Raw genomic sequence first — 13794 nt, 5'->3', positions numbered from 1 at the left:
GAGACGTCCCCTCCACCAGCCGACCCCCAATGGGGCCGCCCGCACATCAACGCCGGTTGTGGGGATTAATTGTGCGAACGCGAATAATAGGCCTGTAGGGGGCGTACTTCAAGACTCTGCCGCGCGAGCGCCACAATTGCCTCCGCCGCTGCGTTGCTGGCGGGAGCGGTCGTGAAATAGGGAATTTTCTGCGCCAGCGCCGAAGCACGGATCGACGCCGAGTCTTTCAGCGACTGCCAACCCTCGGTCGTGTTGAAAATCAACGCGACATCGCCATCCATGATCCGGTCGACGATATGCGGGCGTCCCTGCGCGACCTTGTTCACTTTCTCGACCGCGAGGCCCTGTTCGGCGAGATAATCGGCCGTGCCCCCGGTAGCGACGAATTTGAATCCCGCCTCGATCAGCGTGCGAACGCCCTTCACGATCACCGGCTTGTCGCTGTCCTTCACACTGACGAACACGGTTCCGCCGGTGGGCAGAGTCACCCCTGCCCCCAGCTGCGCCTTGGCAAAGGCAGTGCCGAAATCGCGATCGAGCCCCATCACTTCGCCGGTCGATTTCATTTCGGGCGACAGTACCGGATCGACTCCGGGGAAGCGGCCCCAGGGGAACACGGCTTCCTTCACCGCGACATAATCCATGGCGCGATCGATCGCCGGCATGTCGGCCAGCTTTTCGCCTGCCATCACGCGCGCAGCGATCTTGGCGATGGGCGCACCGATCGCCTTGGCAACGAACGGCACCGTCCGGCTAGCGCGCGGATTGACTTCGATCAGATAGACTTCGCCATCCTTGACCGCGAACTGGATGTTCATCAGCCCCTTGACGTGGAGCGCACGCGCCAGCGCTTCGGTCTGGCGCTCGATTTCGGCGATGATATCGTCGGGCAGGCTATAGGGCGGGATCGAGCAGGCGCTGTCGCCCGAATGGACACCGGCTTCCTCGATATGCTGAAGCACGCCCGACACGACGACATCGGTGCCGTCGGCCAGCGCATCGACATCGACTTCGACGGCATCGCGCAGATACTGGTCGATCAACACCGGCGCATCGCCCGAAACCTGCACCGCAGTTTCGATATATTCCTCAAGCTGCGCGCGCCCGTCGACGATTTCCATCGCGCGGCCACCCAGCACGAAGCTGGGGCGCATCAGCACCGGATAACCGATCCGCTCGGCAACCGCGATCGCCTCTTCGCGGCTGCGCGCAATGCCGTTCGACGGCTGTTTGAGGTTCAGCTTCGACACCAGTTTGGCGAACCGCTCGCGGTCCTCGGCCAGATCGATCGCATCGGGCGACGTGCCCAGGATCGGAATCCCGGCGGCCTCGATGCCCGCGGCGAGGCTGAGCGGCGTCTGGCCGCCGAACTGGACGATCACGCCCAGCAATTCGCCCTTCGACTGTTCGACGTGCAGGATTTCCAGCACATCCTCGACAGTCAGCGGCTCGAAATAAAGGCGGTCGGACGTGTCGTAATCGGTGCTCACCGTTTCCGGATTGCAATTGACCATGATCGTTTCATAGCCCGCGTCCGCCAGTGCGAAACAGGCGTGGCAGCAGCAATAATCGAACTCGATCCCCTGCCCGATCCGGTTCGGACCGCCACCCAGAATCACGATCTTCCTGCGGTCCGAAGGCATCGCTTCATTTTCGGGCTCGCCAAAGCTCGGCGCTTCATAGCTCGAATACATATAGGGCGTCTTGGCTTCGAATTCGGCGGCGCAGGTGTCGATCCGCTTGAACACCGGACGCACGCCCAGCTTGTGGCGCAGCGCGCGCACTTCGGTTTCGGTGACGCCTCCGGTCATCGCCCTGACCGCTTCGTGGACCAGGCCCCCGCCGCGCGCAGCGCCGCGTTCCAGCCCTTCGCGGATATTGGCCGATTTGAGCGCCAGATAGGCGAGCCGCTTGTCCGAAAACCCCATCGACTTCAGCCGCCGCATGCCCGCCGCATCGCGCGGCAGGCCATTGGCCGCGACATCTTCCTCGGCATCGATGATTTCGCGAATGCGCTGCAGGAACCAGGGATCATATTTGGTGATCGCGTGGATATCCTCGAGGCTGAAGCCCTCGCGCATCGCCTGTGCGGCGACCAGCAGCCGGTCGGGCGTCGGCGCGGCAAGCGCCGCTTCGATCTGTGGACGCGGCGCGCCGACCAGCCGGTCGACCGTGTTGAAGCCCGAAAGCCCGGTTTCAAGGCCGCGCAGCGCCTTTTGCAGCGATTCATGGATCGAACGACCGATCGCCATGACTTCGCCAACCGATTTCATCGCAGTGCCCAGCGTCGGCTCGGCGCCCTTGAACTTTTCAAAGGCAAAGCGCGGAATCTTGGTGACGACATAATCGATCGTCGGTTCGAACGATGCCGGGGTGACACCGGTAATGTCGTTCTCGATTTCGTCGAGCGTATAGCCGACCGCCAGCTTTGCCGCGACCTTGGCGATCGGGAATCCGGTCGCTTTCGACGCCAGCGCCGACGAACGCGACACGCGCGGGTTCATTTCGATGACGATCAGGCGGCCATCCTTGGGATTGACCGCGAACTGGACGTTCGAACCGCCGGTTTCGACGCCGATTTCGCGAAGGCAGGCGATGCTGGCATTGCGCATCACCTGATATTCCTTGTCGGTCAGCGTCAGCGCGGGCGCGACAGTGATCGAATCGCCGGTGTGGACGCCCATCGGATCGATATTCTCGATCGAACAGACGATGATGGCATTGTCCGCGCGGTCGCGGACGACTTCCATCTCATATTCCTTCCAGCCGAGCAGCGATTCCTCGATCAGCACTTCGGTGGTCGGGCTGGCGTCCAGCCCGCCCGCGACGATCTTCAGGAACTCGTCCTTGTTATACGCCACACCGCCGCCGGTGCCGCCCATGGTGAAGCTGGGACGAATGATCGCGGGCAGGCCGGTGAATTCGAGCGCGTCGAGCGCTTCCTCGATGCTGTGCGCGATGCGCGAACGCGCGGATTCGAGGCCGATCTTGTCCATCGCGTCGCGGAACTTGATCCGGTCCTCGGCCTTGTCGATCGCTTCGGCATCGGCACCGATCATGGTGACGCCGAACTTTGCCAGCGTGCCGTCGCGGAACAGCGCCAGCGCGGTGTTGAGCGCGGTCTGGCCACCCATCGTCGGCAGGACCGCGTCGGGCCGCTCCTTTTCGATAATCTTGGCGACGATTTCGGGCGTGATCGGCTCGACATAGGTCGCGTCGGCCAGCTCGGGATCGGTCATGATCGTCGCCGGGTTCGAATTGACCAGGACGATGCGATAGCCCTCTTCCTTGAGCGCCTTGATCGCCTGCGTGCCTGAATAATCGAACTCGCACGCCTGGCCGATCACGATGGGACCGGCGCCGATGACGAGGATGGAGGAGATGTCAGTGCGTTTGGGCATTTTACTCAGCTAGTTCCTTGGCAACGTACCCGGCAGGAAGCGCCTTCTGCATACATGTGCGAATATGGGGAGAGCCGGCGACAATATAGCGCGGCGGCATGTCTTCGACGACATCGTCGCGACTATCGATTTGAACGGCCGCGGGGCGACACGCCACCAGGCTCGCGAACAGCGGCGACGTGTCCCGCCCCCGGTGCCGCATCATCGGCTCCAGAATGTCGGGATCGGTAACTACGGCTTCGGCCGGAAGGCGCTCGTCCCACCTCTCAGAAGCTGTCAGGAAATTTTCCGGATGTGCGGTTTGATACGACTCAAGCTCAGGCATATACAGCAACCATTCCACCTGCTTTCCGTCAGATCCCAGCGGACCGCTCAAAAACCAATAAGCATCGGCGGCGAACACAAGTACGGCAATCCCGATCAGGGTGCGCCGCACCATCACCCCATCATTTCCACGAACCGCTCGAACAGATAGAAGCTGTCTTGCGGCCCCGGACTTGCCTCGGGGTGATACTGCACGGAAAAAGCGGGCTTGTCGGTCAGTTCGATGCCCGCGTTCGATCCGTCGAACAGCGACACATGCGTCTCGCGGGCATTTTCCGGCAAACTCTCGCGTTCGACCGCGAAGCCGTGGTTCATGCTGGTGATCTCGACTGCGCCGTCGCTCAGCCGCTTGACCGGATGGTTGGCGCCGCGATGGCCCTGGAACATCTTGGTCGTCTGCGCACCCACCGCCAGCCCGAGCAGCTGATGGCCAAGGCAGATGCCGAACAGCGGCTTGCCGGTTTCCAGCATCTTGCGGATCACCGGCACCGCATATTCGCCGGTCGCGGCGGGATCGCCCGGGCCGTTCGACAGGAAAAAGCCGTCCGGCTCCTGCGCCATCACTTCGTCGAAGCTCGCGGTGGCGGGCAGCACGGTGACGCGCGCGCCAGCCGCGACGAGATTGCGGAAGATATTCCGCTTTGAGCCATAGTCCATCGCCACGACATGCGGGCGGTGATCCTCGGCGCCTTCGGGGCCATAGCCCTTGCCCAGCTCCCAAGGACCGCCTTCCCAGCCATGGTGCATTTCGCACGACACTACCTTGGCGAGGTCCATGCCCTCCAGCCCCGGCCAGTCGCGCGCCATCTTGAGCAGCAAATCGATATCGAAGCTGCCGTCCCTGCTATGCGCGATCACGCCATTGGGCGCGCCACCTTCGCGGATGCGGCGGGTGAGCGCGCGGGTATCGACGCCCGACAGGCCGATCCGGTCATGCGCCGCCATCCATGCATCGAGTCGTTCGACCGACCGGAAATTGCTCGGTTCGGTCACGTCCTGCCGCACGATCATGCCCAAGGCATGGGGATCGTCGGCTTCGATATCCTCGGCATTGGTGCCCACATTGCCGATATGCGGAAAGGTGAAGGTGATGATCTGCCCGGCATAGCTGGGGTCGGTCATCACTTCCTGATAACCGGTCATCGCGGTGTTGAAACAGACTTCGCCGACCGCCTGCCCCTCGGCACCGAATCCGCGCCCCCAGATCACATCCCCCGATGCCAGAACCAATACGCCCGTGGCTCCTTCAGGCATGGGCATGCGTTTGGCGTCGGCCATGATGGGCGGGCACTCCTACTGGGTTTTGTCGCGATGTCGCTAAGGCTCGCCCGCTACCCCCGCTACCCACTCGCGTCAACCGCCCAGCATCGCTATCAACAATCAATTCCGATTCCACCCGAGAGACAAAATGATCCGAGACGATATCAAGGCCGCCCAGATTGCGGCGATGAAGGCAGGCGACAAGGAAAGCCGGGCGACGATCGGCCTGATTCAGGCCGCGATCAAGAATCGCGACATCGAAGCGCGCACCGGCGCCCCGGTGACCGACGACGACGCGCTGGTGATCGAGGTGCTGCAGAAAATGGTGAAGCAGCGCCGCGAATCGATCGACATGTACCGCAAGGGCAACCGCGAGGAACTCGCCGCTGCCGAAGAAGCCGAAGTGGGCGTGATCGAACGCTTCCTTCCCGCCCAGATGAGCGAGGAGGAAACCCGCAACGCGATCGAAGTGATCAAGATCGAAACCGGCGCCAACGGCATGAAGGACATGGGCAAGGTGATGGCCGAACTGAAGTCGCGCCACGGCACCGAACTCGACATGAGCAAGGCAAGCGGCCTGGTGAAGGCGGCACTGGCGGGGTGAGCGAAGAAGCGCCTCCTGCTCTCCCCCTCCCGCAGGCGGGAGGGGGTCGGGGGGTGGGCCCACGCTATCGACTCGAAAGACCAACGGCGCAGGCGCGGGAACTTCGCAACAGCGCAACCGAAGCCGAAAAGCTTCTCTGGGCAAGGTTGCGCCGCTCGCAACTCGGCGGCCTGAAGTTCAGCCGCCAGATGCCCGTGGCTGGCTTCGTGGCGGATTTCATGTGCCGAAGCGAGAAGCTCGTCGTTGAACTCGACGGCAGCCAGCATTTCGACAATGCTAAATCCGATGCCGAACGCACGCGGCGAATCGAAGCGCAGGGGTTTCGCGTGATCCGCTTCTGGAACAGCGACGTTATGACCAACATGGATGGGGTATTGGAAGCGATCCTCGCTGCTGCAGAGAAACGCCGTGAGCGTGAGCCCACCCCCCAGCCCCATCCCGTTAACGGGAGGGGGAGTTAGTGTCCCTCTCCCCGCAATTCCTCGACGAACTGCGCAATCGCACGACGCTTTCGGCACTCATCGGCAAATCGGTGAAGCTTCAGCGCGCGGGCAAGGAATTTCGTGCCTGCTGCCCGTTCCACAACGAAAAAACGCCCAGCTTCTACGTCAATGACGACAAGGGCTTTTACCATTGCTTCGGCTGCGGCGCGCATGGCGATGCGATCCGATGGATGACCGATCAGCGCGGCCTGCCCTTTATCGATGCCGTCAAAGAACTTGCGCAGGTCGCAGGGCTCGATATGCCCGCACAGGACCGGCATCAGGTCGAGCGGGATCGCCGCGCCAAGGGACTGCGCGAAGCGATGGAGGACGCGCAACTTTGGTTCGTCGAACAGCTTCACGGGCTTGAAGGCGCACAGGCGCGCGCGATGCTCGAACGGCGCGGGATCGGGGCGGAAACCGCACGCGCGTTCGGCATGGGCTATGCCCCCGATTCGCGCAGTAAGCTGCGGCAGGCATTGTCCGAATATGGCGATGCGATGCTGGTCGAAGCCGGCCTGTTGATCGCGGTCGATGGCAAGGAACCCTATGACCGGTTCCGCGGCCGGCTGATGATCCCCATCGCCGATGCGCGCGGACGCACGATCGCGTTCGGCGGACGCATCCTGGGCGATGGCGAGCCCAAATATCTCAATTCCCCCGAAACGCCTTTGTTCGACAAGGGGCGCAATCTCTTCAACCTTCACCGCGCCCAGGCCGCTGCGCGCAAGGCCGACCGGATCATCGCGGTCGAAGGCTATATGGACGTGATCGCGCTGGCACAGGCGGGGTTCGGCGAAGCCGTGGCGCCGCTCGGCACGGCGATGACCGAGCATCAGCTCGACCGGCTGTGGCGTATGGCGGATGTTCCGTTGCTGTGCTTCGATGGCGACGCGGCGGGGCAAAAGGCCGCGATCCGTGCCGCCCACCGCGCGCTGCCGATGCTACAGCCGGGACGCAGCCTTGCCTTCGTCACGCTCCCCGACGGACAGGATCCCGACGATCTGGTACGTGGCGCCGGTCCCGGGGCGTTCGAAACGCTGTTGGGAAAGGCCGAGCCGCTCGCGCAGCGGCTGTGGAACCACGAAGTCGCCGCAGAGCCGATAGACACGCCCGAACGGCGCGCCGGGCTGCGCCGACGCGTCACCGAACTGGCGCAGACGATCGGCGATCCGATGGTCCGCGACGAATATGTCTCCGAATTTCGTCGCCGTTTCGACGATCTCTTCGCCCGCCCCGCCCGCCAATATCAACCGCGCGGCTATGACGGCCCGCGCGGCGGAAAGCGCGGCGGCAACTGGAAGCCGCCTCCCCCGCCGGTGGGCACGATCGCGCGCGGGGTCCATGCCTCGGGACTCGACCCCATGCTCGCCCGTGCGGTTCTGGCGGGGCTGATCCGGCATCCGGCGGAAATCGCGCGGCATATGGAAGTGCTGGGATCGCTTCGCATCGGCAATGGCGCGCTCGAACGGCTGTTCGCCGCAGTGATCGACGTCGCGCTCGAAGCCCGACAGCTTGATAGCGACCGAATCCTCACCATATTGGCCCAGTCCGGGTTCGATACGGTCGCAGCTGAGCTTCTGAGAGCCGACACATTGCCTTTTTCCTTCACCCGCAAGACGACGGATGAAGCAAGGGCACGTGCGGACCTGAATGAAGCGATCGCGGTGATGGTGGCGCAGCCGGCAGTGGAGGCCGCGATTGCCGAAGCGACAGCGATGCTGGATCGCGACGGATCGGAGGAAGCATTCGCCCGGCAAGTGGCCCTTTCGCGGCAGCGACAGGAACTTCAGGCGCGTCTCGCGAATCTGATACTTGCGGACGACGACGATTTTGACGATTAGGGCGGTGTAAAATAAGCGCCGTCTCCATTCTGAGGGTTATTGATGGCGAAGGCGAATATGGCGGAAGCGTCGGAAACGAATGAAACGGGCGACGCGCCGCTGATCGATCTCAACGAAGGCTCGATCAAGAAGCTCATCGCGCGCGCCAAAAAGCGCGGCTACATCACCGTCGATCAGCTCAACGAGATGCTCCCGCAGGACCAGATGTCTAGCGAGCAGATCGAGGACGTGATGGCGACGCTCAACGACATGGGTATCAATGTCGTCGAGAATGAGGATGCCGGCGAGGACGCCGAGCCCGAAGAGGACACGCCCGAGGAAGTCGATTCGGGCAATGACGGCTCCGCGCCGCCGGTCGAGACCAAGAAGAAGGAAACGGTCGACCGCACCGACGATCCGGTGCGCATGTATCTGCGCGAGATGGGCGCGGTCGAGCTGTTGAGCCGTGAAGGCGAAATCGCCATCGCCAAGCGCATCGAAGCCGGTCGCGACACGATGATTCTGGGCCTGTGCGAATCGCCGATCACCTTCAATGCGATCATCGACTGGTCGACTGCGCTCAACGACGGCGAAATGCAGCTGCGCGAGATTCTCGATCTCGACGCGATGCTGACCAAGGATCCGGCGCCTGAAAACCTCACTGATGACGATGAGGATGACGACGGCGAGATCAGCGAAAAGAACGCCGGCCCTTCCTTCAAGGAAGAAGAAGAGCCCGAAGAGGAATCGGCCGACGACGAAGAGGATTCGATGACCGAGCGCCGCACCCAGCGGCAATCGGACGACGATGACGAGGACAATACGCTGAGCCTTGCTCAGATGGAGGAAACGCTCAAGCCGCAGGCGCTTGAGAAGTTCGCCAACATCACGTCGATCTACAAGAAATTCTCGAAGATGCAGCAGCAGCGGCTCGACGCGATGGCGGCGGGCGGCGAGCTTTCGGCTGCCGAAGAGCGCAAATATCAGAAGCTGCGCGAGGATCTGACCGCGGAAGTGGAAAGCGTCCAGTTCCACCAGGCCAAGATCGAATATCTTGTCGACCAGCTCTACAGCTTCAACCGGCGCCTGACCGCGCTGGGCGGCCAGATGCTGCGCCTTGCCGAGCGTCACAAGGTCAAGCGCAAGGATTTCCTCGACCAGTATATGGGCAATGAGCTCGACGAGAGCTGGCTCGATACGGTCAGGGTGATCGACAAGAAATGGGCGGCCTTTGCCGAGAACGAAGCCGATGCCGTCGATCGCATCCGCAACGAAATCGCCGAGATTTCGCAGCAGACCGGCATGGCGCTCGAAGAATTCCGCCGCATCGTCAACATGGTGCAAAAGGGCGAGCGCGAAGCGCGCATCGCGAAGAAGGAGATGGTCGAGGCCAATCTCCGCCTCGTGATCTCGATCGCCAAGAAATACACCAATCGCGGCCTGCAGTTCCTCGACCTCATCCAGGAAGGCAATATCGGTCTGATGAAGGCGGTGGATAAGTTCGAGTACCGCCGTGGTTACAAGTTCAGCACCTATGCAACCTGGTGGATTCGTCAGGCGATTACCCGCTCGATCGCCGATCAGGCGCGCACCATTCGTATCCCGGTGCACATGATCGAAACGATCAACAAGCTGGTCCGCACCAGCCGCCAGTTCCTGCACGAACAGGGCCGCGAGCCGACGCCCGAGGAAATGGCCGAGCGCCTCTCCATGCCGCTCGAAAAAGTGCGCAAGGTGATGAAGATCGCCAAGGAGCCGATCAGCCTCGAAACGCCGATCGGCGACGAGGAAGACAGCCACCTGGGCGATTTCATCGAGGACAAGAACGCGATCATCCCGGTCGATGCGGCGATTCAGGCGAACCTGAAGGAAACCGTCACGCGCGTTCTCGCCAGCCTCACCCCGCGTGAGGAGCGTGTGCTGCGCATGCGCTTCGGCATCGGCATGAACACCGATCACACGCTGGAAGAAGTGGGCCAGCAATTCAGCGTGACCCGCGAACGTATCCGTCAGATCGAGGCCAAGGCGCTGCGCAAGCTCAAGCACCCGAGCCGCAGCCGCAAGATGCGGTCGTTCCTCGACCAGTAAGCCGCGCTGGCACCGAACAGATCACGGGCCGTCCTTCGGGACGGCCCTTTTTCGTTTATTCCAGCGTATCGCCATATCGGTGCGCCGCCAGGAAGGCGAGCGCGACGCCCATCGCGATCAGCACGCCGACCTGCGTCAGCGTGTCACCGAACCCCCACCCCTTCAGCATCACCCCGCGTACCACGCGCAGGAAATGCGTTACCGGCAGGCATTCGCCCAGCCACTGCGCCCAACTGGGCATCCCGGCAAAGGGGAAGGCAAAGCCCGACAGCAAAATGCTGGGCAGGATGTAGAAGAAGCTCATCTGCATCGCCTGCATCTGGCTTTCGGCAAAGGTCGAAAGCGTGAACCCCAGCAACAGGCTGACCGTGACGAACACCAAAGTCCCGATCGCCAGCGCCCATGCCGGCCCCTGAAACGGCACGCCGAACACGATCAGCGCAACGCCAAGAATGATGATCGTCTGCAACACACCGATCGCGACGAAGGGCAGGATCTTTCCCGCCATCACTTCCATCGGGCGCAACGGCGTGGCGAGCAGATTTTCCATCGTGCCGCGCTCGCGCTCGCGTGCGACGGAGATCGACGTCATCGTCACCATCGTCATCGACAGGACGATGGCGAGCAGGCCCGGGACGATATTGTGGCTGGTGATCCCCTCGGGATTGTACCGCCGCTGAATCACCACATCGACCGGCGAAGCAGGCGGCGCCCGCGCCATCATCGGCCCGATCAGGTCATGCCGCAGCCCCGACAGCACCGATTGCTCGACTGCCGCGGTCGCATTTCCAGTCGATGCCGGATCGGTCGCATCGGCGAGCACCAGCAATTGCGGCTGATCGCCACGCACCAGATCGCGCGAGAAATTGGGCGGGATGATGATCAGGAACTGGACCTTCCCCTGCCGCAGCATCTCCTCCCCCTCGCCCGGTCGCGTCACGGGGACGAGATCGAAATAGGACGAGTTTTTGAGCGCCGCCTGGATGGTGCGGGTATAGACCGAACTGTCGTTCGATTCGATCGCCGCCTTCAGGTGGCGGGGATCATTGTTGATCGCGAAGCCGAACAGCGAAAGCTGGATCAGCGGCATCGCCACGACCAGCCCGAACGTCACCGGATCGCGGCGCAGCTGATGGAATTCCTTGACCAGCATCGCCCAGATGCGGCGCAGCGAATCCTTCATGCCGCCACCTCGACGCTGTTGTCCGGCGACTGGCGCATCAGATGGATGAAAATATCCTCCAGCGTCGGTTCGGTCTCATGCCAGCGAATTTCGGGTGCGATTTCGTTCACTGCCTCGCGCAGCGCGCCCATTTCCTCGCCACAGACATGGACGGTGGTGCCGAACGCAGCGGCCATCGCAACACCGGGCCGTTTTTCCAGCTTCGGTGCCAGCCGGTCGGCACCCGGCCCTTCGCCGGTCAGTGCGACCAGCCCGGAATCGCGAATAATCTCCTGCGCGGTACCGCGAGCGCGCAGCACGCCATAGGCGATATAGGCAATGTCGTGGCAGCGTTCGGCCTCGTCCATATAATGAGTCGAAACCAGCACGGTGACGCCTTCGCCCGCCAGCCGGTGGATCTCGTCCCAGAATTCGCGCCGCGCCAGCGGGTCGACACCCGCCGTCGGTTCGTCGAGCAACAGGATCCTGGGCTCGTGCAGCGTACAGGCGGCAAGCGCCAGCCGCTGTTTCCATCCGCCCGACAAGGTGCCCGCGAGCTGATGCGAGCGCGTTGCGAGCCCCAGCTGCTCAAGCGCCGCGGTCACGCGCCGCTTCTTGTCCGAAAGCCCATGCGCATCGGCGAAGAAATTGAGGTTTTCGCGAATGGTAAGGTCTTCGAACAGGCCGAAGCGCTGGGTCATATAGCCGACCTTCTGCTTGATCTCCGCCCGGCACGTCGCAAGGTCGAGCCCCAGCACCGTCCCTTCGCCTTCATCGGGGATCAACAGCCCGCAGATCATCCGCAGCGTCGTCGTTTTCCCCGATCCGTTGGGGCCAAGGAATCCGCTGATCCGGCCCTGGCCAATGTCCATCGACACATGGTCGACCACGGTCCGGCCGCCAAAGCACTTGGTAATGCCGGATACGGAGATTGCCGGCGCCTCGCTCATTTGGGGCGCACCTCGACGGGAATACCGGGATGCAGCCGCGACGCATCGCCCTGTGGCTGCGCCTCGACCATGAACACGAATTTCTCGCGCGCATCCTCGCTATAGATGATCGGCGGCGTGAATTCGGCCTGCGGCGCGATATAGCGGATGACCGCCGGAAACGGATCGCCACAGCCGTCGCAGGAAATCATGACGCCATCGCCCTGATGCAGCGTGGAAACGACGCTTTCGGGCACGAAGAAACGGATCTTGATCCTGCCCGGCGGCAACAGCCGCACGACCGGGGTGTTGGCCGGCACCCATTCCCCGGCGTTGAAATAGGTCTGCTGCACCAGCGCGGCGACGGGGGCAGTCGGCGCGATTTCCTCGCCCGTGCGGCGTTGCCCGGCGATGGCGGCCTGCGCCTGTTGCACCTGTGCGCGGGCTGCCTCGATCTGGTCCTGCCGCCCCGCCAGTTCGCCCGATGCTTCGCTCGCCTGAGCCTGTCGCAACGACGCACGCGCACTGTCGCGCGCGGCCTTGGCCGCGTCGAGCTGGCTGCGCGTCGCAAATCCCTTTTCGGCGAGCGTCGCAATCCGCTCATATTCGCGCTGGGTGCGTTCGACTTCGGCGCGCGCAGCCTCTTGCTGGGCGCGCGATACGCCGAGTTCGGCCGGGCGCTGGCGCGGGCTCTCCAGATCGGCAAGCTGCGCCTGCGCCTGTTCGCGTTGCGCCTCCAGCTGGCGCAGCTGCGCTTCGTTGCTGACTGCGTTGAGCGCGAACAGCTGCGCTCCTGCCGCCACGCGCCCGCCGCGCGTCACGTCAAGCCGCGCGAGCGAGCCCGAAACGGGCGCAGCCACCTGAATCGATTCGCCTTCGATATAGCCGAGCCAGGCATCGTTTTTCGGGGAGGGGCGCAGCACCATCCACCAAAACGCAACGCCGATCAGCGCAACGATTGCAACCGGCAGAATGATACGCCTCACGCTTCGCCTCCCCGTGAAAGTCCATGGAGCAATATATCGATATGTGTGTCGGCCAGCGCGCCAAGATCAAGCGAGGGCGCACCCACCGGCACGAACACCGTATTCCATAACGCGCCGAGTATCAGCGCCCCGGCAACACTGCGCGCGGCAAGATGCGCGTCGACCTGCCGAAACTCGCCATCGGCGATTCCCTGATCGACGATCGCTTCGACCAGCGTCAGCAACCGGCTGACCGCCACATCGTGCCAGGTCTTTGCGATTTCTGGGAAATTGCCGCTTTCGCCAATCACCAGCCGCGGCAGGAACGCGATCTCGCCCTGGGCAAGCCGACGGGCGCCGGCCCGGACGAAAATTGCCAGCCGCTCCGACGCGCGGGCAGTTTCGGATTCGGCCGGCACTGCCCCCGGAAGCGATGTTTCGAGCAGCCAGTCGATCAACTCGCGGAACAGCGCCTGTTTATCGGCGAATTGCAGATAGAGCGCCGACTTCGAAATCCCCACTCGCACCGCCACATCCTCAAGCCGCGCGCCGGCATAGCCATTGGCAGCGAAGACATCGCATGCGGCAGCCAATATCTGCTCGCGGCGGTCCGGGGGCGTTTTTCGCGGCACGAAACGTTTATGACTGACGGGTCAGTTATTTTAAAGCGGAAATCGTGCGGGAAGCATCCAACGGGCGCAAAAATTCCGACAGGTGACCGCCCGGCATCGCGCTTGCGCCACCCGATCCCGCACA

At 63.0% G+C, this 13794-nt stretch carries 11 protein-coding genes; 4 read left to right on the top strand and 7 right to left on the bottom strand.

What is annotated here, in order from left to right:
• Positions 1 to 65 precede the first annotated feature (65 nt).
• The 3 genes from carB to carA are packed head-to-tail and all read right to left on the bottom strand — an operon-like array spanning position 66 to position 5003.
• A complete protein-coding gene (carB, locus tag DKB74_RS03600) occupies positions 66 to 3401 on the bottom strand; it encodes a carbamoyl-phosphate synthase large subunit (protein ID WP_109806703.1) in 3336 nt (1111 codons plus the stop codon).
• A 1-nt stretch (position 3402) separates the two neighbouring features.
• Positions 3403 to 3840 (bottom strand): hypothetical protein, encoded by a 438-nt coding sequence (locus tag DKB74_RS03595; RefSeq protein ID WP_109806702.1) that lies wholly within the window; start codon positions 3838 to 3840, stop codon positions 3403 to 3405.
• Positions 3840 to 5003: a glutamine-hydrolyzing carbamoyl-phosphate synthase small subunit gene (carA, locus tag DKB74_RS03590; RefSeq protein ID WP_109806701.1), complete on the bottom strand. Its 1164-nt coding sequence runs from the start codon at positions 5001 to 5003 to the stop codon at positions 3840 to 3842. Before carA ends, DKB74_RS03595 begins: the two co-directional genes overlap by 1 nt.
• A 130-nt stretch (positions 5004 to 5133) precedes the next feature.
• On the opposite strand from carA, the gene DKB74_RS03585 reads away from it, so the two are divergent.
• From DKB74_RS03585 to rpoD, 4 genes are read left to right on the top strand one after another with little or no spacing between them, the layout of a single operon-like run.
• Entirely contained in the window at positions 5134 to 5589 is a 456-nt protein-coding gene (locus DKB74_RS03585; RefSeq protein WP_109806700.1) for a GatB/YqeY domain-containing protein, read from the top strand.
• 53 nt (positions 5590 to 5642) lie between these two features.
• Entirely contained in the window at positions 5643 to 6050 is a 408-nt protein-coding gene (locus DKB74_RS03580) for an endonuclease domain-containing protein (protein ID WP_109807098.1), read from the top strand.
• On the top strand, positions 6050 to 7915 hold the full coding sequence (dnaG, locus tag DKB74_RS03575) for a DNA primase (protein ID WP_109806699.1): 1866 nt from the start codon (positions 6050 to 6052) through the stop codon (positions 7913 to 7915). The genes DKB74_RS03580 and dnaG overlap by 1 nt, the downstream gene beginning before the upstream one ends.
• Before the next feature lie 42 nt (positions 7916 to 7957).
• A complete protein-coding gene (gene rpoD / locus DKB74_RS03570; protein ID WP_109806698.1) occupies positions 7958 to 9982 on the top strand; it encodes an RNA polymerase sigma factor RpoD in 2025 nt (674 codons plus the stop codon).
• A gap of 55 nt (positions 9983 to 10037) precedes the next feature.
• On the opposite strand, the gene DKB74_RS03565 is transcribed toward rpoD, so the two are convergent.
• From DKB74_RS03565 to DKB74_RS03550, 4 genes are read right to left on the bottom strand one after another with little or no spacing between them, the layout of a single operon-like run.
• On the bottom strand, positions 10038 to 11165 hold the full coding sequence (locus tag DKB74_RS03565) for an ABC transporter permease (protein WP_109806697.1): 1128 nt from the start codon (positions 11163 to 11165) through the stop codon (positions 10038 to 10040).
• Complete coding sequence (locus DKB74_RS03560; RefSeq protein WP_109806696.1) at positions 11162 to 12094, bottom strand: ABC transporter ATP-binding protein; 933 nt, start codon at positions 12092 to 12094, stop codon at positions 11162 to 11164. The genes DKB74_RS03565 and DKB74_RS03560 overlap by 4 nt, the downstream gene beginning before the upstream one ends.
• Positions 12091 to 13059 carry an HlyD family secretion protein gene (locus tag DKB74_RS03555; RefSeq protein WP_109806695.1) on the bottom strand — a complete coding sequence of 323 codons (969 nt, stop codon included), beginning with the start codon at positions 13057 to 13059 and terminating at the stop codon, positions 12091 to 12093. Before DKB74_RS03555 ends, DKB74_RS03560 begins: the two co-directional genes overlap by 4 nt.
• Positions 13056 to 13631, bottom strand: a complete 576-nt coding sequence (locus DKB74_RS03550; RefSeq protein WP_161956787.1) for a TetR/AcrR family transcriptional regulator — start codon at positions 13629 to 13631, stop codon at positions 13056 to 13058. The genes DKB74_RS03555 and DKB74_RS03550 overlap by 4 nt, the downstream gene beginning before the upstream one ends.
• Positions 13632 to 13794 lie beyond the last annotated feature (163 nt).

It is taken from the genome of Stakelama portus, assembly GCF_003171655.1.
In the GTDB taxonomy this organism is placed as follows: domain Bacteria; phylum Pseudomonadota; class Alphaproteobacteria; order Sphingomonadales; family Sphingomonadaceae; genus Sphingomonas; species Sphingomonas portus.
The sequence above is the reverse complement of the archived record's forward strand: the minus strand, read 5'-3'. Positions and strand labels throughout refer to the sequence as shown.